23 protein-coding genes and 1 riboswitch are annotated in these 21,869 nt (G+C 41.4%); of the genes, 20 read left to right on the top strand and 3 right to left on the bottom strand.

Annotation, left to right across the window (positions count from 1 at the left end):
• Positions 1 to 10 precede the first annotated feature (10 nt).
• The 7 genes from ACXAC4_RS15320 (at position 11) to ACXAC4_RS15290 (ending at position 7,499) form a co-directional block, all read left to right on the top strand.
• Positions 11 to 613, top strand: a complete 603-nt coding sequence (locus tag ACXAC4_RS15320) for a type IV pilus inner membrane component PilO (protein ID WP_349285100.1) — start codon at positions 11 to 13, stop codon at positions 611 to 613.
• Complete coding sequence (locus tag ACXAC4_RS15315; RefSeq protein WP_475163107.1) at positions 614 to 1,156, top strand: pilus assembly protein PilP; 543 nt, start codon at positions 614 to 616, stop codon at positions 1,154 to 1,156.
• A gap of 18 nt (positions 1,157 to 1,174) precedes the next feature.
• Positions 1,175 to 3,226 carry a type IV pilus secretin PilQ gene (locus ACXAC4_RS15310; RefSeq protein WP_475163104.1) on the top strand — a complete coding sequence of 684 codons (2,052 nt, stop codon included), beginning with the start codon at positions 1,175 to 1,177 and terminating at the stop codon, positions 3,224 to 3,226.
• Between the two features lie 162 nt (positions 3,227 to 3,388).
• The gene (gene aroK, locus ACXAC4_RS15305) at positions 3,389 to 3,907 is read left to right on the top strand and encodes a shikimate kinase AroK (protein WP_138478285.1); all 519 of its coding nucleotides are present in this window, start codon (positions 3,389 to 3,391) and stop codon (positions 3,905 to 3,907) included.
• 19 nt (positions 3,908 to 3,926) lie between these two features.
• Entirely contained in the window at positions 3,927 to 4,997 is a 1,071-nt protein-coding gene (gene aroB / locus ACXAC4_RS15300; protein WP_475163102.1) for a 3-dehydroquinate synthase, read from the top strand.
• Positions 4,997 to 6,469 (top strand): AAA family ATPase, encoded by a 1,473-nt coding sequence (locus ACXAC4_RS15295; protein WP_475163100.1) that lies wholly within the window; start codon positions 4,997 to 4,999, stop codon positions 6,467 to 6,469. Before aroB ends, ACXAC4_RS15295 begins: the two co-directional genes overlap by 1 nt.
• A 190-nt stretch (positions 6,470 to 6,659) precedes the next feature.
• Complete coding sequence (locus ACXAC4_RS15290; protein ID WP_475163096.1) at positions 6,660 to 7,499, top strand: Dam family site-specific DNA-(adenine-N6)-methyltransferase; 840 nt, start codon at positions 6,660 to 6,662, stop codon at positions 7,497 to 7,499.
• A 114-nt stretch (positions 7,500 to 7,613) separates the two neighbouring features.
• On the opposite strand, the gene ACXAC4_RS15285 is transcribed toward ACXAC4_RS15290, so the two are convergent.
• Positions 7,614 to 7,781 carry a DUF2970 domain-containing protein gene (locus ACXAC4_RS15285; protein WP_475163093.1) on the bottom strand — a complete coding sequence of 56 codons (168 nt, stop codon included), beginning with the start codon at positions 7,779 to 7,781 and terminating at the stop codon, positions 7,614 to 7,616.
• Positions 7,782 to 7,801: 20 nt separating this feature from the next.
• Positions 7,802 to 8,104, bottom strand: coding sequence for a hypothetical protein (locus ACXAC4_RS15280; RefSeq protein WP_475163091.1), 303 nt, complete (start codon positions 8,102 to 8,104; stop codon positions 7,802 to 7,804).
• Between the two features lie 228 nt (positions 8,105 to 8,332).
• On the opposite strand from ACXAC4_RS15280, the gene rpe reads away from it, so the two are divergent.
• The 11 genes from rpe to speD all read left to right on the top strand — a co-directional run bounded on the left by rpe (position 8,333) and on the right by speD (position 18,526).
• Positions 8,333 to 9,016 (top strand): ribulose-phosphate 3-epimerase, encoded by a 684-nt coding sequence (gene rpe, locus ACXAC4_RS15275; RefSeq protein ID WP_475163090.1) that lies wholly within the window; start codon positions 8,333 to 8,335, stop codon positions 9,014 to 9,016.
• On the top strand, positions 9,013 to 9,678 hold the full coding sequence (locus tag ACXAC4_RS15270; RefSeq protein WP_475163088.1) for an HAD-IA family hydrolase: 666 nt from the start codon (positions 9,013 to 9,015) through the stop codon (positions 9,676 to 9,678). The genes rpe and ACXAC4_RS15270 overlap by 4 nt, the downstream gene beginning before the upstream one ends.
• Before the next feature lie 26 nt (positions 9,679 to 9,704).
• The gene (gene trpS, locus ACXAC4_RS15265) at positions 9,705 to 10,709 is read left to right on the top strand and encodes a tryptophan--tRNA ligase (protein WP_349285091.1); all 1,005 of its coding nucleotides are present in this window, start codon (positions 9,705 to 9,707) and stop codon (positions 10,707 to 10,709) included.
• Between the two features lie 56 nt (positions 10,710 to 10,765).
• On the top strand, positions 10,766 to 11,353 hold the full coding sequence (locus tag ACXAC4_RS15260) for an anthranilate synthase component II (protein WP_475163085.1): 588 nt from the start codon (positions 10,766 to 10,768) through the stop codon (positions 11,351 to 11,353).
• 34 nt (positions 11,354 to 11,387) lie between these two features.
• The gene (locus ACXAC4_RS15255; RefSeq protein ID WP_475163082.1) at positions 11,388 to 12,563 is read left to right on the top strand and encodes an HDOD domain-containing protein; all 1,176 of its coding nucleotides are present in this window, start codon (positions 11,388 to 11,390) and stop codon (positions 12,561 to 12,563) included.
• Positions 12,564 to 12,862: 299 nt separating this feature from the next.
• A complete protein-coding gene (locus ACXAC4_RS15250) occupies positions 12,863 to 14,074 on the top strand; it encodes an aspartate aminotransferase family protein (RefSeq protein WP_475163080.1) in 1,212 nt (403 codons plus the stop codon).
• A gap of 69 nt (positions 14,075 to 14,143) precedes the next feature.
• A complete protein-coding gene (gene astA, locus ACXAC4_RS15245; RefSeq protein WP_475163076.1) occupies positions 14,144 to 15,160 on the top strand; it encodes an arginine N-succinyltransferase in 1,017 nt (338 codons plus the stop codon).
• A gap of 15 nt (positions 15,161 to 15,175) precedes the next feature.
• On the top strand, positions 15,176 to 16,648 hold the full coding sequence (astD, locus tag ACXAC4_RS15240; RefSeq protein ID WP_475163074.1) for a succinylglutamate-semialdehyde dehydrogenase: 1,473 nt from the start codon (positions 15,176 to 15,178) through the stop codon (positions 16,646 to 16,648).
• Positions 16,649 to 16,801: 153 nt separating this feature from the next.
• The gene (locus ACXAC4_RS15235; RefSeq protein WP_058031121.1) at positions 16,802 to 17,137 is read left to right on the top strand and encodes a DUF3802 family protein; all 336 of its coding nucleotides are present in this window, start codon (positions 16,802 to 16,804) and stop codon (positions 17,135 to 17,137) included.
• An 81-nt stretch (positions 17,138 to 17,218) separates the two neighbouring features.
• Entirely contained in the window at positions 17,219 to 17,632 is a 414-nt protein-coding gene (locus ACXAC4_RS15230; protein ID WP_349285086.1) for an OsmC family protein, read from the top strand.
• Positions 17,633 to 17,716: 84 nt separating this feature from the next.
• Positions 17,717 to 18,526: an adenosylmethionine decarboxylase gene (gene speD, locus ACXAC4_RS15225; RefSeq protein ID WP_058031119.1), complete on the top strand. Its 810-nt coding sequence runs from the start codon at positions 17,717 to 17,719 to the stop codon at positions 18,524 to 18,526.
• Positions 18,527 to 18,584: 58 nt separating this feature from the next.
• Here the strand turns inward: speD and ACXAC4_RS15220 are convergent, their stop codons facing one another.
• Positions 18,585 to 20,666 (bottom strand): TonB-dependent receptor, encoded by a 2,082-nt coding sequence (locus tag ACXAC4_RS15220; RefSeq protein ID WP_475163071.1) that lies wholly within the window; start codon positions 20,664 to 20,666, stop codon positions 18,585 to 18,587.
• Between the two features lie 187 nt (positions 20,667 to 20,853).
• Between ACXAC4_RS15220 and ACXAC4_RS15215 the strand changes: the two genes are divergently transcribed.
• Both ACXAC4_RS15215 and ACXAC4_RS15210 read left to right on the top strand, forming a co-directional pair.
• Positions 20,854 to 21,243, top strand: coding sequence for an acyl-CoA thioesterase (locus tag ACXAC4_RS15215; protein WP_058031117.1), 390 nt, complete (start codon positions 20,854 to 20,856; stop codon positions 21,241 to 21,243).
• A 31-nt stretch (positions 21,244 to 21,274) separates the two neighbouring features.
• Positions 21,275 to 21,721: an META domain-containing protein gene (locus ACXAC4_RS15210; RefSeq protein ID WP_475163070.1), complete on the top strand. Its 447-nt coding sequence runs from the start codon at positions 21,275 to 21,277 to the stop codon at positions 21,719 to 21,721.
• A gap of 32 nt (positions 21,722 to 21,753) precedes the next feature.
• A riboswitch (TPP riboswitch) is annotated at positions 21,754 to 21,854 on the top strand.
• Positions 21,855 to 21,869 lie beyond the last annotated feature (15 nt).

Raw genomic sequence — 21,869 nt, 5'->3', positions numbered from 1 at the left:
GAATGGTTAGATGAACTTTGATCTTAAAGCGTTACAAGATATCGATTGGAATGAGATTGAGCTAGATAATATTGGTGAATGGCCAAAGCCTGTCAAAGCCATGTGCGTCGTTCTGGTTACTGTGATCATGTTGTTTATTGGCTATTCAATTTTAGTATCTTCAGCAATTGATGAGTATGACTTTGCAGTAAATAAAGAGCAAGAGCTGAGAAATTCGTATCGCTTCAAGTATGCAAGGGCGAACAATTTAGATTTATACAAGCAGCAAATGCAAGATATGGAAGCGCAATTTTCTCAACTCTTACAACGACTCCCTACATCTAACGAAACACCTGGATTATTAGATGACTTGACCTATGTGGGCACTTCAAGTGGTCTAACATTTTTAAAGATTGGTTGGATGCCAGAGATAAAGAAAGAGTTTTATACAGAATTACCGATTAATCTTGAGGTGGTAGGCACTTACCATGAGTTTGGTGAGTTTGTTGGCAAGGTTGCACAATTACCACGAATTGTAAGTTTGCATGATTTTAGAATAGAACGAGCTAATGACCGTGACTTAGTATTTAGTGTTATTGCAAGAACATATCGCTATGAACAAGGAGCTAAATAAATGCACCTTAAAAGTGTAGCTATCAGTTTAAGCCTAATTTTTTTGGCTGCTTGCAATGATGATACGGCGCAGCAGAAAGAGTTTATTGATCAAGTGCAAGCCAGTGCAACACCGAAAGTTGAGCCGATCCCTAATATGAAAGAATTTGAATACTTTCCATATAGCGCCGGTTCACTGCGTAGTCCATTTGATGCGCCTCAACCTGAAGTGATTGAAAGCAGGTTAGTTCAGGTCAAAAACTGTTTACAGCCAGATCAAAATCGTGCTCGAGATCCTCTAGAAAAGTATCCTATTGATAATCTTGTGATGAAAGGCACAATAGCCTTATCAGGCATTACTTGGGCGTTGATACGAGCTGCTGATCAGGGCCTTTTCCGAGTGAAGCAGGGGGAATATATGGGCCTGTATCATGGTGAAGTAGTTGGTATTTATGATGACCATGTAGAATTATTAGAGCTGATCCCCGATGGAACAGGTTGTTGGAAAGAACGATTAACTAAAGTTGAGATTATTGAATCTACTCAACTTTCAGCAAGCGAATAACAATAAAGGTACACTACTATGACTCGCATGGTTGCGAATTTGCTTAAAACTACCATTTTCTCAAGCCTTTTACTTGTGTTATCTGGCTCAGTTAATGCCTTACCCATGTTATATGATGTGCGCTATAACCCGATTTCTAATTCAGAGACAGAATTGCAGTTGGTGTTTGATGAGCAATTAAATTTGGAGCCCAAAGTCTCAGTGCTGAATGATCCTGCACGTTTAGAGTTGTTCTTCTCGGGCGCTGAGTTTGAAGAGAGCTTGCAGCAACTGAAAGTGAATAAAGCGGGAATTAAACAGATCAAAAGTACCATGGTCAAAGATGGCTTTATTGTTACAATCGAAATGGATCAACTTAAGCTTTATAAAACTAAAGTTAAAAACAATTTGGTATATCTGCAAATTTCTGAAAATCCAATTTATGACGATTCAGAGTCTTCAGAGCAAGGAGCAGGTCAGCTCACTCAACACATAAACCGCATTCAATCAATTGACTTCCGCCGTGGTGAAAAAGGCGAAGCAAAAGTATTAGTGTTTCTAGAGACTTCACAAGCTGCAATTGATGTGCAGGAACGCGGTGGAAAAATCATTGCAGACTTCCATCATATTGATATTTTGGATGAATTACTTTATGAATTAGATGTAGTTGACTTTGGTACTGTGGTCAGCAAAATCGAGACCTTTTCAGAAGGTAACAAAAGCCGTTTGGTGATTGAGCCAAACAGCGCATTTGCGTTTAAGTATGAGCAACTCGACAATATCTTCACACTGACTATCGAAAAAGATAATAAAACTAAAAAGTTTGGTGAAGAGAAAGTATATCAAGGTGAGCCAATTACCTTAAACTTCCAAGATATTCCAATTCGTTCGGTATTACAGATCATTGCCGATACCAACAATTTTAATTTGGTCACCAGTGACTCCGTATCAGGCAATATCACTTTGCGTTTAGAAGGCACGCCGTGGGATCAAGCGCTAGATGTTGTACTGCGAGTTAAAGGTTTAGATAAGCGCACCGAAGGCTCAATTTTAATGGTTGCACCTGCAGAAGAGCTAGCTGCAAGGGAAGCGAAAGAATTGCAAGCAATGCGTCAGGTAGAAGAGCTAGAGCCACTTTATAGCGAGTATATGCAATTAAACTATGCTAAAGCGGAAGAGTTTGCAGATTTACTAAAAACAGAAATTAACAGCATTATTAGTAATCGCGGTAATGTCTCAGTGGATGTTAGAACCAATACTTTGATCATCAAAGATACTGCGAAAAGTATTGAAAATGTGCGTCGTATGGTTGAAACATTGGATGTACCGGTTAAGCAAGTTCGCATTGAATCTCGTATGGTAACAGTAAGCGATAACGTTTCAGATGACCTAGGTATTCGTTGGGGCTTTAGTGATCAGCAAGGATCAGATGCAATCTCTGGTAAGTTGTCGAGTGCTGATCAATTATCAGGTGGTGTTATTCCTGCCTTTACAGATCGTTTAAATGTCAATTTACCGGTCACTAACCCAGCTGGCAGCATAGGGGTTCATCTTGCTAAATTAGCGGATGGTACGCTAATTGACTTAGAGCTCTCGGCGTTAGAGCAAGAAAACAAAGGCGAAATTATTGCTACACCAAGCATTACGACTGCTAACCAGAAAAAAGCACGTATTGAGCAAGGTACAGAAATCCCTTATGTTGAATCGGCTGGCGCGAGCGGTGCGACCTCTGTTACGTTCAAAAAGGCGGTGTTAAGCATGGAAGTCACGCCACAGATCACACCTGACAACAAAATTATCTTGGATCTAGTTATCACACAAGATACGCGTGGTGATAATGTACAAACGCCGACCGGGCCAGCTGTTGCTATCAATACCCAGCAAATAGAAACACAGGTATTGGTCGAAAATGGTCAAACCATCGTACTGGGTGGTATCTATCAGCAAGAAATCACCAGTGCTGTGACTAAAGTGCCGCTTTTAGGTGATGTACCTTACCTAGGTGCTTTATTTAGGAACACGCGTCACATTAATGAAAAAAGAGAGTTGCTGATATTCGTGACCCCGAAAATCATGTTAGACGGCCAGTAACAGCGCATTAATGATTATATTCTGCGTGGTTTACGGTAAATTAAATGATTTGACTTGAAATTGCGCACGGATTACTGAGATAATCCCCTCCTTAATTTTTGGGGCCAGGTCGTGAGGCGGGGTTTATTTTCAAATTTTAGAGTTCGTTAGTACTAAATAGATATGGCTGAGAAACGTAATATATTTCTAGTAGGCCCAATGGGGGCTGGTAAAAGCACAATTGGTCGTCATTTGGCAGACCAATTACACCTTGAATTCTTCGACTCAGATCAAGAAATCGAACGTCGTACTGGCGCAGACATTGCGTGGGTGTTTGATCTTGAAGGTGAAGAAGGTTTCCGTCGTCGTGAAGAAGGCGTAATTTCTGATCTAACTGAGATGCAAGGTATTGTATTAGCTACTGGCGGTGGTTCAGTTATGAGCAAAGAAGTTCGTAACAAACTGTCAGCGCGTGGCATTGTTGTTTACCTAGAAACACCAATTGAAAAACAAGTTGCTCGCACTCAAAGAGATAAGCGTCGTCCACTTCTACAAACTGAAGAAGCACCGCGTGATGTACTAGAGCGCTTAGCTGAAGAGCGTGAGCCTTTATACCAAGAAGTTGCTGATTTTGTTGTTCGCACTGATGAGCAGAGCGCAAAAGTAGTAGCAAATCAAATTATTGAGAAGTTAGATTTCTAAATTATAAAAGGAGTAGCCAATGCTTGAACTTAATGTAGATTTAAACGAGCGTAGCTACCCCATTTATATTGGTGAAAACCTTCTTACCGACAGTGGGCGATTGTTATCACATATAGGTAAATGTCGCCCAGTGATCATCAGCAACGAAACGGTTGCCCCTCTGTACTTAGACTCACTGTTAACTCAACTCAACGAGTTAGAGCCTCTGCATTTTATTCTCCCTGATGGTGAGCAATTTAAAACCCTTGAGTGGTTTGAAAAAGTTTCAGCATTTTTACTTGAACATAATTGTGGTCGAGATACCTGTTTAATCGCGCTTGGCGGTGGGGTAATTGGGGACTTAACAGGCTTTGTGGCGGCGTGCTATCAACGCGGTGTACCATTCATTCAAATTCCAACGACTTTGCTATCACAAGTTGATTCTTCTGTAGGCGGTAAAACAGCAGTAAACCACCCGCTAGGTAAAAACATGATCGGGGCTTTTTATCAGCCCAAAGCAGTTTTCATCGATATCAATAGCTTGAAAACTCTACCCAGTAGAGAGTTTGCAGCGGGCATGGCTGAAGTTATCAAGTACGGTTTAATTTACGACCTAGCACTTCTGAACTTTTTAGAAGAGCAACATGAAGAACTCAGCAATCTACAAAACGATGTGTTACAAAAAGTTATTTACCGTTGCTGTGAAATCAAAGCTGAAATTGTTTCTCAAGACGAGAAAGAAGCAGGCTTGAGGGCACTTCTTAATTTGGGTCACACATTTGGCCATGCCATCGAAGCACAAATGGGCTATGGCAACTGGTTACATGGTGAAGCGGTTGCTGCGGGTATGATGTTAGCAATGACGCTTGCGCACATGCGAGGCTCTGTTAGTGAGTCTGACGTTTCTCGAGTTGAAGCGCTGATTGCAAGTTACAACCTACCAGTAAGTGCTCCAGAAACCATGACTAGTGAGCAGTTTATTGGTCATATGCGTAAAGATAAAAAGAACCAACAAGGCAAGATCAGATTCATTGTCCCTACACAGCTAGGGCAATGTGCACTCGTTGATGATGTGTCTGATGAAGCCGTGAGTCAGCTAATAGGGCGCTAATGCAATCGCAAATATTGCCGAGTCGAGCTGCCTTGGTTGATAGAATTGCGATGCAATTCGAATATGGGCAAAATCTCATTGCTTTGGTTGGTCCTTCAGGGTTAGGAAAAAGCTATTTAGCAGAGACCATAATCACTGAAAAGTATCCTGAATTTAATAAAGCCTATATTCAAGTAACAGCACAGATGAAAGATACTGAGTTGATGACTCAGTTGCTACAAAATAGCTTTAGAGCGCCGTTGGTCGATCAAACGCAAACGCTTTCAGACAACTTTTTTCAACTTTATCAAACACAACCTTGTGGCCCATGTTTTTGGGTATTAGATGGTGCAAGGCATCTATCAGATGAAATCATTGAACAACTGAGAATATTGTCAGCAAAAAGCCCTGTTGAGCTGTTTATTTTGGTAACAGCACAAGCGCCTAGAATGTTGCCAAGTGCACTTGATATTCACTTAGAACGTTTGTCACTGTCTGAGTCTAAACAACTGATGGCGATGTTCTTCAGAGACTTACCAATGGAAGAAGATCCTATTTTTCAGGCGTTCTTGCAAGAGTCACATGGCAACCCCGCGTTACTGCTGAATTGGCAGGCATCGCAACAGAGCCAGTTGAGAACACAGATACCTAAAAAGCGCTATCGTTGGCATTTAATTGCTTTGACAGTGCTCTTGGCTTTGTTGCTTGTCGCATTTATGTATCAAAAGCAAATTCAGTTCTATTTTAGTGACCAAGTGGATGATGCTGAGCCTCTCGCAACTGTGCTACCTGCAGAGCAGGTGTTAAATCTAGATAGTACCGAAACACAAACGGATAAGTCATTGCAGCAACAAGGCACTATAGCAGCTCAGCCTTCGATACAAACTAACGAAGCTATGGATGAAGTGCCGAAAGAAACTTTAGAAGAAGCATCTAAAGGTTCAACTTCAGATACCGTCTCTGCAGTTTTAACTGCACTTGAAACTCCAAGGGTAAGTAAAGATGCTGAGGTTGTTAGACCACAAAATAACTCACAGTCAGTTAAAAGTGGAGAAGCTGATACGGTTGCTGAAACATTAAATTCAGCAAGTAATGATATTGAACAAGATGTAGCAACCACTGAATCGACAAAGTTGCCTCTTAAATCAGAGCCTGTAAAAGAATTCGTGGAAACAAAAAATCACGAATTAGATTTATCACCAACAGAATGGTTACTGACGCAAAATGACAGCGTATGGGCTATTCAGTTACTTGCAGTGAAAGACAAAGCCATAGCAAATAGCTTTGTCTTAACAAATGAGTTAAAAGACGTGTATGTCTATGAAACGGTGAGAAACAGTACGCCTTGGTGGGTTGTTATTCAAGCGCCGTTTGCAAATATTGATGAAGCAAGAAGTGCGCGTCAGCAATTGCCTAAAAATGTGCTGGCAGGGCAGCCTTTTTTCAAAAAATTCGAGCGTATCAAGCAGGAAATTCAGCTTGTTGCTCGGTAATTAGCGTGAATTAGTGTAGAATCGCCCAACTTTAAATGCATCACAACAAAAATGGTTTTTATGTCGCTATCTGTGGTTAAATATGACGTTACTTTATTTACAGTGTCGCATCGCTGTGAATGTTTTAAGCTGTCGTTTTTTACTAGTGGCGCTGTGTATGCAAAGAATAAAAAGAATGTAAGGGTCTAAAGTGGCAAACGGCTCATCTGTCATTAATCGTCGTTCTCCATTGAAGTGGGCGGGCGGAAAAAAGCGGATAATAGAAGAAATTAAAGCGAATTTACCTTTAAAGGGTAAACAGCGTTTAATTGAACCTTTTGTCGGTGGTGGCTCTGTATTTTTAAATATTGATTTTGAAGAATATTTGCTACTTGATGTAAATAAAGACCTAATTAACCTGTTTAATATTCTTAAAGACTCACCAAAAGAATTTATTCGTGAAGCCGAGTATTTGTTCATTGGTGATCATAACGAAGAAGCCCGTTATTATCAGCTTAGAGAAGAGTTTAACGATACCTTAGATCCATACAAGCGTTCATTATTGTTCATTTATCTTAATCGCCATGGTTACAACGGCCTATGTCGTTACAACCAAAAGGGTGGCTTTAATGTACCTTTTGGTCGTTACAAACACCCATATTACCCGCGAGAAGAGCTGCTGCAATTTGCCAATGTGGCCAAGCGCGCGACATTTGTATGTAATGATTTTGAACATGCTTTTAGTAAAGCGGATAAACACGACGTCGTTTATTGCGACCCACCTTATTCTCCGATAAATCGCACTTCAAGCTTTACGGCTTATGCGGGCAATAAATTTACGGATGAAGATCAAGCACGTTTAGTAGAATGCGCAATGGCAGCTAAACAGCGAGGCGTATCAACACTTATTTCAAACCATTATGTTGATTTTACAAAACAGCTTTACCGAAGTGCTGATAAGATAACCACCCTACAAGTTCAGCGTAATATAAGTTGTAAAGGTAGTGTTCGTAGCAAGATTGAAGAAGTCATGGCGTTGTATAAAGCTTAAAACTTAGCGCAACGCTCAATTAAACAGAGTTACTTTTTGGGGCGCGAGATACTGACGAACTCAAATTGTTACACAAAGAACCTCATCTTCTCTCATCTAAAAAATATCATAGAGTTAGCTAGTGATAATGCCTACCAGCCAAACAAGTAAAAGCACTAAAAGAAATACAAATACAATTGAAATCAGTGTAAACGAGATAAAGAGGTGTTTGTTTGAAAAGTCTTGATGACGCTTGTCTTGGCTTTGAACACCAAACATAGCTGCTAAAACACTTTGGATCATGCTTAGCAGCTGCATATTAATTAGAAATGCGAAGTGAAACTTTCAGTGTTACTTTCGGTTTCATCAGACCCCAAAAGTAACTCAAGTAAATCTAAATAATGAAACTGTGCACTGCTACTTTCGCCTGTTAACCAAGCGTACCAGCTTGTATGTGCTTCAAGTTTGCATTGTTCAAGCAAATTGCTATTAACTTGAACTGTATTTGTACTACATGAACATGTGCTACTGGCAACTTCTTCACTGTAATCAACAGAGTAAACTCCTGCTGATAATGTAACAACAGCTGTCACCGCAAGCATCCGTGTTTTAAGCCGACTAAACATGTGTAACTCCACCCAACAGTTATCTCAATATAATACACCGTCACTGTTCAGAAAACAAACATAGATAACGTAAAAATTTGTGCGTTAATCGCCATAAAGTAAAATAATGTGATTGGAGTTTTTAGTCTATTTTCGATGCAGGAACAAGGAGAATAAAACTTGGGTACAAGGCATGAATTGCGGTAAAGTAACGCTGACAACCGATGTATCATTTAAAGAGAGTTTACCGTGCAAAAACAACCTCAATACCTTATTGCTCCTTCTATTTTATCTGCTGATTTCGCAAGGCTTGGTGAAGACGTAGAGCGTGTTATTCAATCAGGCGCTGATGTCGTACATTTTGATGTGATGGACAATCATTATGTACCAAACCTGACATTTGGTCCTATGGTATGTAAGGCATTACGTGATTATGGTATTGAGGCGCCGATTGATGTGCATTTAATGGTAAAACCGGTTGATTCACTCATTCCAGAGTTTGCTAAAGCAGGTGCGAGTATCATCACTTTTCATCCAGAAGCCAGCGAGCACATTGATAGAACCATTTCATTAATCAAAGAGCACGGCTGTCAGGCGGGTTTAGTATTTAACCCTGCAACACCATTACATTACCTAGATTATGTGATGGATAAATTAGATGTCATTTTATTGATGTCAGTGAACCCTGGGTTTGGTGGGCAAAGCTTTATTCCACAAACCTTAGACAAACTAAAGCAAGTCCGTGAGCGTATTGACGCATCGGGTCGAGATATCCGCTTAGAAATCGACGGCGGTGTGAAGGTCGAGAACATTGCAGAAATAGCAGCAGCAGGCGCTGATATGTTTGTGGCGGGCTCAGCTATTTTTAATCAACCTGATTATGCGCAGGTGATTACGCAAATGCGTGAAGAACTAGTGAAGGTTTCACGATGAAATACCAAGGTGTGCTATTTGATTTAGACGGCACTTTAGTCGACAGCGCCCAAGATATGTACATGGCGCTGAATCTGACTTTGACAGAAGTAGCGTTTCCAATAGTAAGTTATGCGCAAGTAACGACTTGGGTTGGTAATGGTATTGAAATGCTCGTGAAGCGAGCATTGAGTGGTGACATGGCTGTCAATCCTGAGTTACCTCCACAGCTAGTCGTCGATGCGGTCGCGAGATTCAAAAATCATTACCAGCAACTTGCGGGTGACTATGTCGCGCTTTATCAACATGTTGAAACAGGCTTAGCGGCAACAGCGCATTTACCAAAAGCCATTGTGACTAATAAAGATCGTGTTTTTACCGAGCAACTTTTAGAAAAGTTAAACCTAACGTCACATTTTAAAGTATTAGTGTGTGGTGATGATGGTGAGAAAAAACCGTCACCTTCGCCACTTTTAAAAGCCTGTGAGGCACTTAATATTTCGCCAGAAAAGGCAATCATGATTGGAGACTCAAAGAGCGATATTGTCGCGGCTAAAAGCGCAGAAATTGATGTACTCGCGCTTACTTATGGTTACAATCAAGGATTCGACTTAAAAGAGCTTGAACCTGAGTACCTATGCGACGGGTTCTTAGATATAATCCCAATCATTAATCAGCAATAAATCAGTAAATTTAATAAAGGAACAACATGACTAAACCAGTAGTGTTAAGTGGCATTCAGCCAACCGGTGGTATGACGATAGGCAATTATGTAGGCGCCATAAACCAGTGGCTTAAGTTACAACAAGATCATGATTGTTTCTTTATGCTAGTTGATTTACACGCGATCACAGTTCGCCAAGATCCTAAAATGCTACGCGAGCGCGTGTTAGATGGCGTTGCACTTTATGCTGCGTGCGGTATTGACCCTGAAAAGTCAGCACTGTTTGTACAGTCTCAAGTGCCTGAGCATGCTCAGTTGTCATGGGTACTTAACTGTTACGCGCAAATGGGCGAACTAAATCGCATGACGCAGTTTAAAGATAAGTCTTCAAAGCATTCAAACAATGTGAATGTAGGTCTATTCTCATACCCTGTGTTACAAGCTGCAGATATCTTATTATATCAAGCTGACCAAGTACCAGTCGGTGAAGATCAAAAGCAACACCTTGAGTTAACTCGTGATATCGCAACACGCTTTAATAATTTATACGGTGATGTTTTTAAAGTACCAGAACCTTATATCCCAGAACTTGGCGCGCGCGTGATGAGTTTGCAAGATCCACTGAAGAAAATGTCTAAGTCGGATGAAAACCCAAATGCGTACATCATGCTGTTAGACGAGCCAAAGAAAATCGAGAAAAAGCTAAAAAAAGCCGTCACTGATTCAGATGAGCAAGCACGTATTTATTTCGACCGCGATGAAAAGCCGGGTGTATCAAACCTTCTTACTTTATTGTCAGTGGCGACAAAACGCTCAGTAGAAGATTTAGTACCAGAATATGCTGACAAAATGTATGGTCATTTGAAGAAAGATACCGCTGCGGCAGTGGTGAATATGATCGAACCAATTCAAGCGCGTTTCAAAGAAATTCGTGAAGATCAAACGCTGTTAGATAACATCATGCGTAATGGTGCAGAAAAAGCGGGCGCACGCGCTGAGCAGACGCTTAAAGCGGTTTATGATGCAGTTGGCTTCATACCTCGTCCATAATTTGGTTTTATAATTTAGGCCAGGCTTTATCGCCTGGCTTTTTTATGGAAATTTCTATGTTATTAATGATCGATAATTACGACTCGTTTACCTATAACCTAGTGCAGTATTTCCAACGCTTAGATCAAGACGTTGTAGTAAAACGAAACGATGAGTTGAGTATTGCTGATATAAGAGCGCTTAACCCTGAACATATAGTGATCTCTCCTGGACCTTGTAGCCCCAATGAGGCGGGCATTTCTTTGTCTGTTGTTGAGCAATTAAAAGGTCAGTTTCCAATACTAGGAATTTGCTTGGGTCATCAAACGATTGCACAAGCTCTAGGCGCACAAGTGATAAGAGCCAAAGAAGTCATGCATGGTAAAACGTCGCAAATTCGCCATACAAATAAAGGCGTGTTTCAAGGTTTACCAGATCCACTCACCGTGTGCCGCTATCACTCTTTGATTGTTGCCAAAGAGCGCTTGCCTGAAGACCTTGAGATTACTGCATGGACAGAGAATGGCATGCAACAAGTGGATGAAATAATGGGCTTATGCCATACTGAAATGGCCTTAGAAGGTGTGCAATTTCATCCTGAAGCGATACTTACAGAACAAGGTTTAGCTTTACTCAACAATTTTATTCGCCGCTTTTCTAAGTAAAAGCAACGCTTTAATAGGAATATAAGAACGTTCAATGACTGACTTATCTCGGCAATTAAGGATTTCAATCGCGCTCAATGAGCGGGCACATGATTTGTTTATTAGTCATAACTTTGCGCAGCAACAGTTAGGGTATATTCATACTCTAGACCTAAATTATGGTGAGAAGATACCGCAACGTACCATGCTTGAGGTTGAAATTGCTGCGGCAGCAAAACGAAAAGAGAGCAGCACCAGTCACCATAAATATATTGCGAAAGCCAGTAATCATTTGCATCAAATTATAGAGTCATCAATTCAACAACAAATGGATGATATTGATAATATCTATCATGAGATTGTTGGCATTCAGGATGCGGTACCGACTATTTTAGATATATTGGGCGTTAAGTCAGCGTCGGTTGGACGCCTTGAACCTTTGGTTAATGAATTAACCTGGTTAGGCAGAGACCTGGTCTCCTTAGTAAATTTACCGCAGTATCGTAAGCAAAGCTCAAAAGGTGTCACAGTCAAAGTTGACACGCCAGCACTTGCACTACGTTATCTTGGGCTTGAGAATTTACAAATGGTCATTCCGACTTTTGCAATGCGTCACTGGATGCCTCACGATACATCGCCATTTCCTTTATTAAAGCGCAAACTCCGTGATCATAGTATGACAACGGGAATTGCAGCAAAGCATTTAGCTGAATTGAACGGTGTAAAAGAGCAGCATGCTTTTACGCTAGGTATGTTATTAGATGTGGGTAAAGTCGCTTTAACGCGCTTGTATCTAAGAACGTTTGAAAAGGTCTGGCAGGAAAAGGTGCGCATCGCGCGTGATAAAAACCATAAAGACCTTCACTCTGCACTTTTAGAGCTATCACCTGATCCACTCTTTTTAAGGGGCCTTTTGCTCAATCACTCAGCAAATCTCTCGGCTAAATTGATAGAAAAAATGGCGTTTAGATATTTGCCATTTATGGCGCCGATGGAAGAGTTCGCTGCTAATTATTTACCTCAGTCGCATAGTCAGTCAGCCGATTATTTACCTCTTAGTCAGGTACTGCGAAAGGCACATGGCTACAGTCTGTATATGATCCTCAAAGACAATCAGTTTATCGAAAAGGATGAAGCAGCTCATTGGTTTGCTCACCTGGGGTTATCAAAAGAGGAACTCACTACGCTAGCAAAATGTAACTTTAATAGTTTACAGCTAACAATTTTGTAAAATTTAAGATTTTTTTTGCGACTATTCATTCAAGCCACTAATTAACTCGATTAGTGGCTTTTCCTTTTCTTAACAGTCAAATCTATCGAGTGCACCTAAATAGTTATTCACTCACTATGAAAAACTATCCCAAACCCTTGAATATCAAGGGCTCTATGAAAGTTTTAAATGAGACTTTAAGGTTTTTTTCTGAAATAATGGGTGAATGAAATTTGTGCCATACGGCTATTTTTAGCCGCGAACTAGCTACACTCAATACTAGTTTTAGCGCACCTAACTCAACTTTATGGGGATAGAAAATGACTATTAATCGTGAATTATTCGATCAGGTAATGGTACCTAATTATGCACCTTCAGCAGTTATTCCAGTTCGAGGCGAAGGTTCTCGCGTTTGGGATCAAGAAGGCCGCGAGTTTATCGACTTTGCAGGTGGTATCGCTGTTAACTGTTTAGGTCACTGTCACCCAGCATTAGTTAATGCGCTGAAAGAGCAAGGTGAAAAAATCTGGCACCTATCAAATGTAATGACAAACGAGCCTGCATTGCGTTTAGCGAAAAAATTAACAGACGCAACATTTGCTGAGAAAGTTTACTTTGCAAACTCAGGTGCAGAAGCGAACGAAGCAGCACTTAAATTAGCGCGTCGTTTTGCGCTTGATAACTTCAGTGCTGAAAAATCACAAATCATCTCATTCAACAAAGGCTTCCACGGTCGTACTTTCTTCACAGTAACTGTGGGTGGTCAAGCTGCTTATTCTGATGGTTTTGGTCCTAAGCCAGGTGATGTTGTTCACTGTGACTATAACGACCTAGCTGCATTTGAAGCATTAATTTCTGATAACACATGTGCTGTGATGATGGAGCCACTTCAAGGTGAAGGCGGTATCGTATCTCCAGAAGCTGACTTTGTTAAAGGTGTTCGTGAGTTGTGTACTAAGCACAATGCGCTGCTAATTTTTGATGAAGTACAAACAGGTGTTGGCCGTACTGGTGACCTATACGCTTACCAAGGTTTAGATGTTATTCCAGATATTCTTACAACTGCAAAAGCGCTAGGCGGTGGCTTCCCAATCGGTGCGATGATCACAACGACTGAAATCGCGAAGCACTTAAAGATTGGTACACACGGTTCTACCTACGGTGGTAACCCGCTAGCTTGTGCTGTTGCAGAAGCGGCATTCGATACGGTAAATGATGAAGCTGTTTTAAACGGTGTTAAAGAGAAAGAAACACTATTCCGTGAACTACTGACTGCAATTAATGACAAGTACAACGTATTCAGCGAAATTCGTGGTAAAGGTCTATTATTAGGTGGTGTTGTAAACGAAACATACAAAGGCCGTGCGAAAGAGTTTTTAGTAGCAGGCGTAAAAGAAGGTGTGATGTCACTTGTAGCTGGTGCAGACGTTGTTCGTTTCACGCCATCATTGGTTATTCCTGAAGCGGATATCCGTGAAGGTATGGCTCGTTTCGAAAAAGCAGTTGCTGCAGTTGTAGCTGCAAACGCTTAATTCCTTGAGTGGCCAAGCTTGCTTGGCCTTGTCTACCGTCAAGTTAACTTTTTAGGAGTAAGCGGACTCATGATGATCCTTCGCCCAATCCAGCAAAGCGACTATCCAGCGCTTTTAAAAATTGCCCATGAATCAGGTCATGGTTTCACTTCATTACCAAATAATGAAGAGCTATTACAAAGCAAAATCGAACGCTCTGAAGCGTCTTTCAAAAAAGAAACGGATGTCCCTTTTGATGAAGGCTATTTGTTCGTTTTAGAAGACACTGAAACTGGCGAAGTAGTGGGTACCAGCGCGATTGAAGCAGCTGTTGGTTTAGATGATGCGTTTTATCATTACCACCTTAGTAAGGTGATCCATTCATCACGCACCTTAAATGTTTATAAAGCGGTTGATATTCTGACTCTGTGTAACGACTACACGGGGGCCACTGAGTTATGTACCTTGTTCTTGAAAGAAGGGCATCGCAGAGGTTTTAATGGCAAGTTGCTATCAAAGTCGCGTTTTATGTTTATTAAACAACATCAGCAGCGCTTTGCAGATACGGTTATCGCTGAAATGCGTGGTGTATCAGATGAAAATGGTCAAAGCCCATTCTGGCAATGGCTTGAAGAGCACTTCTTCTCAATGGATTTCCCAACGGCAGATTACCTAACAGGTATCGGTCAGAAAGTGTTCATTGCTGAGCTTATGCCAAAATACCCAATTTATGTGAATCTGTTGAGTGAAGAAGCGCAAGAAGTGATTGGCCAAGTACACGATAATACGCGCCCAGCGATTGAGCTACTTAAGAGTGAAGGTTTCACTTTTAACGGCTATGTTGATATTTTCGACGCAGGTCCGACAGTTGAAGCAAAAGTAGATAATATTCGTACAGTACGTTCATCAAGCTTCAAAACAGTGTCAATTGGCGATAATCCAGGTGGTTCACCTGTGATGATTGCAAATGATAAACTTCAAGGGTATCGTGCAACCGTTGCTGAGCTTCAGATTGATGACAATACTGATAACGTCGTTATCTCAGCTGAGTTGGCAAACGCATTGAATTTAGTGGATGGTGACAAAGTCAGCATCGCAACTATATAAATATAGAGATTTATTATGACAACACATGCCGCACAATTTATTAATGGTGAATGGTTAGCAGGTCAAGGTGAGGCATTCTCATCACTGAACCCAGCAAACAACGAAGTTATTTGGCAAGCAAACTCAGCAACGGCTGAGCAAGTTGATACTGCAGTTAAGTCAGCGCGTGAAGCTTTTTATAGCTGGAGCGACATGGCATTTGAAGCACGTTTAGAGGTTGTTAAACGTTTTGCTGAGCAGTTAAAAGAAAACAGTGAAGAGCTGGCAATTGCGATTGCGAAAGAAACAGGTAAGCCACTGTGGGAAACGCGTACTGAAGCGGGTGCTATGGTTGGTAAAATTGCCATTTCAGAAAAAGCTTACCATGAGCGTACAGGTGTGGTTGAAAACGCAATGCCAGTTGGCCGCGCGGTTATTCGCCACAAAGCACATGGTGTCGTAGCTGTATTTGGCCCATATAACTTCCCTGGTCACTTACCAAACGGTCACATCGTGCCTGCATTGTTAGCGGGTAATACGGTTATCTTTAAGCCGTCAGAACTAACCCCTTATGTTGCTGAGCTTACACTTAAGCTTTGGGAAAAAGCAGGCCTTCCAGCAGGCGTGATCAACCTAGTACAAGGTGAAGTAGAAACAGGTAAAGCACTTGCTTCTCACCGTGGTATCGATGGCTTATTCTTCACAGGTTCTTCTCGTACAGGTCATATCCTTCATGAGCAGTTTGCTGGTCAGCCAGGTAAAATTCTTGCGCTAGAAATGGGTGGTAATAACCCATTAATCGTAAAAGATGCGTCTGATACGAAAGCGGTCGTTCACGACATCATTCAATCTGCATTTATCTCAAGCGGTCAACGTTGTACGTGTGCCCGTAAGTTATTCTTACCTGCTGGCGAGCAGGGTGATGCGATCCTTGAGCACCTAGTACGTGCAACAAAAGCAATCAAAGTGGGTAACTTTGATGATGAAGCACAGCCATTCATGGGTTCTATGATCTCAAATCAAGCGGCGGCAGGTATGGTTGCAGCACAGCAGCAACTGATTGACTTAGGCGCTGAGACTATCATCGAACTTACACATAAAGAAGGCACAGGCTTTGTAACACCAGGTATCCTTGAGTGTTCAAATGTCACTGACTTCCCAGATGATGAGCACTTCGGTCCATTATTAAAAGTATTCCGTTACACAGACTTTGATGCAGCAATCGAAAAAGCAAACGATACAAGTTTTGGTCTTTCTGCTGGTCTATTAAGTGACAATGCTGAAGATTACGACCACTTCTTACGTCGTATTCGTGCAGGTATTGTAAACTTTAACCGTCCTATCACAGGTGCATCAAGTGCAGCACCGTTCGGTGGTATTGGCGCATCAGGTAACCACAGAGCAAGTGCATATTATGCAGCAGATTACTGTGCTTACCCAGTAGCGTCTGTTGAGTTAGAAAAGGTGACATTGCCAGGTGCATTAAGCCCAGGTTTATCAATCGACTAATTCACAGTCTCTATCTATTTAGGTAGAATAAAAGTATTAAAAAAAGCAGCTTAGGCTGCTTTTTTTTCATCCGTTAGCTGTAAAAGTAGCAATGCATGTGAGTTTCTGCTTAAATCAATAGGAGATGCTTTGAGAGTTTCAGGTGGACAAACTATGGTATTAGATAAACAGGGCTATGATGAGTTAGTAATGTACTTAACCCACAATTTAACCTTGTTTGAAAAGCCTGGTGAGATTGAGCCAGGTGCACCAAGGGTGATGGAGTTAATTGAAGATGTCATTGCTGAGTACGTAATAAAAATCTGTGAGCAAAATACAGAGCTATCAACTGAGCAACGTAGCTTAATTGTCCGTGAGGTTGATGGTATCGTCTATGACTTGCAAGAAGTGCTGTCTAGCGTGACAGAGCAGCGAGTGACCAAAGAGCAACGAGAGTTTATAGAAGAGTTTGCAGGTTTGGTTAAAAACCTATTCGACGCCGCAATCTAAAATAATTGCAGTCTCAAACAGTTTATAGCATTTTATAACACCGCCGCTTTCAGGCGGTTTTTGTATTTATAGAGGTAAAAAATGGAAGCGAATATTAAGTGGGTTGATGGCGATACTTTTATTGGCCGCTCACAGTCTGGCCATAATGTGGTATTTGATACAGGCGCTGATGGTGCTGCGCCAAGCCCAATGGAAATGGTCTTAATGTCGACGGGTTGTTGTTCATCGGTGGATGTGGTGAGCATTCTAAAAAAAGCAAAACAACAGGTTGAGAATGTTGAAGTTAAGCTAACAGCAGAGCGTGCAGAAAGTGCGCCTAGAGTATTTACCAAAATGAATCTACACTTTGTAGTTACCGGTAAAAATGTTTCTGAAAAGCACCTTGCACGCGCAGTTCAGCTGTCTGCTGAGAAGTACTGTTCTGTGGCCTTAATGCTTGATAAAACAGTAGAAATTACTCACAGTCATGAGGTTGTTGAAAGCGTTGCAAAATAACGCTTTTTCAGTGCGGATTTTTCGTATAAAATCCGCCCTCTTTGAGTTCTGCGTTGCAGATTTATTGTTTAAAGGTTGAGTATAGTGAACAAGCCCTTTGATAAAATTAAGCTCCATGGCTTTAATAACTTAACGAAAAGTTTAAGCTTTAGTATCTATGACATTTGTTACGCTAAAACGGAGCAACAGCGTAAAGAATATTTAGAATACATTGATGAGCAATATAGCGCTGATCGTCTAACGGATATTCTTAAAGAAGTTGTCGATATCATTGGTGCAAATGTGCTGAACATTGCTCGCCAAGACTATGATCCGCAAGGTGCAAGTGTAACGATTCTTGTGTCTGAAGAGCCTGTAGAGCAGCAGACATTTGATAGTAACGAGACACCAGGACCTCTTCCTGAGTCAGTGGTTGCACATTTAGATAAGAGTCACATCTGTGTTCACACTTATCCTGAAGCGCACCCTAACGATGGTATTTGCACATTCCGCGCAGATATCGAAGTATCAACCTGTGGTGTGATCTCTCCGCTCAAAGCGTTGAACTTCTTAATCCACTCTTTAGAGTCGGATGTGGTGACAATCGATTACCGTGTACGTGGCTTTACTCGTGATATCACAGGGGTAAAACACTACATTGATCATGCAATTCACTCAATCCAGAATTACATGACAGAAGATACCAAAGAAGCGTATCACATGGTGGATGTGAATGTTTTCCAAGAAAACTTATTCCACACTAAGATGATGTTAAAAGAGACAGATCTAAATACTTATCTATTCGGCTTAAGTACCGATGATTTAAGTGCAGAAGAAGAAAAAGAAATCCGCGCGAAAGTAGAGCGTGAGATCCAAGAAGTATTTTATGGTCGCAACCTACCTGAATTAGGTTAATCTATTAGAACAAGAAAAGCGCGCACTTTTAAATGCGCGCTTTTTTTATGTCTAAGTTTTATAACTCATATTTAAACGTCAAACCTACAAGGCGAGGCTCGCCATACTGGTAGTAATTTTCAGTCGCGTACTCTTTAAGTGGATTATTACCGAACTCAAAGCCGCGAACAGGCACGTCTCTATCAGCCAGGTTTCTTCCCCAAGCAGTCAGTGACCAGTTATCTCTATGATAGCTTATACTTGCATTAATCAGATTTTGATTAGGCGCTTGGTCGTTATGACTGTCTGAGAAGTAATAACTATCTTTACCTTCATAGCCAAGTTGTGCTTCTAGCTTATCTGTTAGCGCATAGTTAAAGCTGAACGCATATTGATATTTAGGTGCTTGTGCTTGATCTCTGCCGTGCTGATTGATGCCATCAGAAGTTGTGAAACCTTTAATTTTTGAGCGTAAGTAGCCAAAGCTATAGTTAAGAGCAAGGCGTTCTGTATATTGTTTTGTACCTTCTACTTCAAAACCATAGTTCTTGCCTGAGCTAGCATTATCTAAATATCCAGCGAATTGTTGGTCTTGAACTTGCCATTGCTTCAATTGCATATCATCACGTTTCATGTAGAAAGCAGTGACACGCAAAGTATGGCTCTTATCTTCAGATTTGCCTTTCACACCAAATTCGGCATTCCATAAATATTCAGGGTCGAAGGTGTAGTTCTCTGGCTGAATATTTAGGTTTTTATCTTTCGCTTTCGCAAGCGCCTCGCCGTTTACACCACCGATTTTGTAGCCACGAGAGAGGCTGGTGTAGACCATTGTACGTGGGACAACTTGATACTCTAGTGCAACCTTACCACCTAGCATGGTTTTATCGGTTGTTTCTGAAAAGCCATTATTGTCTTTGTAGTCAGCTTCATAGCTTTCTGCACGTAATCCGGTGATCAGCTCAACATCTTTTGCGATTGATGTTACTTTTTGGCCATACACAGCGGTGTTAGTGATATCAAAACTAGAATTGAAAGGATTGCTTGGGTCATTATAGATACGAGTTAAGTCTACATCACGACGCTCAGAATAAAGGCCAACAACCCAGTCATTTTGTTTAGCGCTTACTTGCAGGTCGAAAGTGCCTTTTTCAGTATCACGTGAATAAATATCAGTAGAGCTGTAACCCCAAGGGTGAAGACCTGCTGCACATAAACTTGCTTGGTTGGCGTTTTTACATACCCAGTCTTCATCATAGCTATACAGTGAGTCTGCTTGCAGTCCAGTTACCGTTGTTGTGATATTGACTGTTTCAAAGCCGGTGTAATTTGCAGTTAAAGAGAAAGCATCACTTTCTAAGTTATCTTGGCCCGGTTCATCAGCAACACTGTTGCGGCTATTATCAAGTGTAAATGCATCATAACCGTTTTCGATATTGATGTGATGTACAGCAATTGAAGTATTAAAGCTGTCGCTCCATTCATTATTAAGCTTCAATCGTAAAGCTTGCTCATCTTGTTCTTGGGTTGGGCGATCCAGATATAGGTTATCGGTATAGCCATCTGATTTACGTTGGAACGCGCTCACTCTGATAGCTGAGCTATCAGTTAAGCCAGTGCCTGCAGCAATACCTGCTTCATAACTATTATAGTTGCCAACACCTAACTTCACCTTCAATGCTTTATCTTGGCTAGGCGCAGTGGTTTGCATATCAATCATACCTGCCATGGCATCTGCACCATAGCGAGTTCCCTGCGGGCCGCGATAAACCGCCACTTGCTCAACATCAAATAACAATGCACTGCCACCAAGGCCTGAGTAGTTGATACCATCGATGAGTAAGCCCACACTAGGCTGGATTGGGTCTTGGAATTGAGAGCGAAGACCAACGCCACGGATCTGTACAAAGCGACCGCGAGATGCGCCAGCTGTGAAGTTGACGTTAGCCGCTGAATTTAAAATCTCATCTAGGTAGCTGGCACCACGTTGTGTAATTTCTAGCTCGCCTAATACACTGGCACTGGCGCTTAAGGTTTGAATGCTTTCTTTTTTGAAGTCACCGGTGACTTCAATCACTTCAAGGCTATTTTGCTCAGCAACCGCATTAGCGGCAAATAAAGGCAGCATGGCTGCGCATAACAAAGAGATTTTTGCTTTCATTTTCAGGCTATTCCGTTTTGATAGTGAGGCGTGCATACGTTATGAATATCAGTTTTGTTCAATTCAAAATCAGTAGTTAAGTTCGGCACGCGCTGGCTATTCTAACAAATCAGACCATACAGAGAAGTGAAACTATGTTTAATTGTGTTATAACTGCGGCCAACATCACCGAGTTAATGAGGATTAAATGAGTTTCAAAGTTGAGTTTAAAGTGCGTGACTACGAGTGCGACTTACAAGGCATCGTCAACAACAGCGTCTATTTCAATTATCTAGAGCATGCACGACATGAGTTTTTGGCAGCTAAAAATATCGATTTTGCGCAACTTGCACGTGATAAGGTCAATTTAGTGGTGATCCGCTCAGAAATGAACTACAAAGACTCATTAAAGCCAGGCGATGCATTTTACGTTGAAGTCGAAGTGGAGCGTTTAAGCCGTTTGAAATTCGCCTTTAATCAAAAGGTGATCCGCGCAGCAGATAATAAACTGATGCTGGATGCAGTTGTGACAGGCACATCGGTAAATGCAAAAGGTCGCCCATTTGTGCCTGAGCAACTTGAGCAGTTATTTACATAAAAAATTAAGCCCTAAACATAGGAAACCTTGCATGAAAAATAAGTTACCTACTTTGGCCATTGTTTTGGGCTTAGCAGGCTCTGCTGTTTTATCAGGATGTACCATGGTGTGGGATGATCCAAATAGCCTTAACCCTTTCTCTGAAAAGACGTTACCGCAAGGGCATTGGCAATTAAGTCAGATTGATGAGGTTGCGCAGACTAGTAGTGAGATGCGCATTCAGCTCGTTGAAGACAATCAGATCATGGGCCACACTGGATGCAACCGCTTCTTTGGTAAAACCCGTATTGAAGACAATCAGCTGTATGTTGAGCAAATCGGCATGACAAAAATGCTCTGCTCCGATGAGCTCGATGAACAAGAGCGTATGCTACTGAATATGTTAGAAATCGGTGTGCCTCTTACGGTGTCAGATAAGGCGCTAATACTAAATGGTAAGCCAATCCTGACCTTTAAACGTTTAGATGGTCTTGAATAAGCCATTGTTTATGAAGTAGACTGCACTCAATTCGTTACTTGTCGGAGTGCCTTCGGGCTGAGATCGCATTATTTGCGGGATCCGTGAACCTGATCAGGTTAAAACCTGCGTAGGGAACAAGCTGCCTTGCAAGCAAATATCTTTGCTG

The organism is Pseudoalteromonas sp. AWM4_233, from assembly GCF_056158285.1.
Note: the sequence above shows the minus strand (reverse complement) of the source record. Positions and strands in the feature narration are given on the sequence as shown.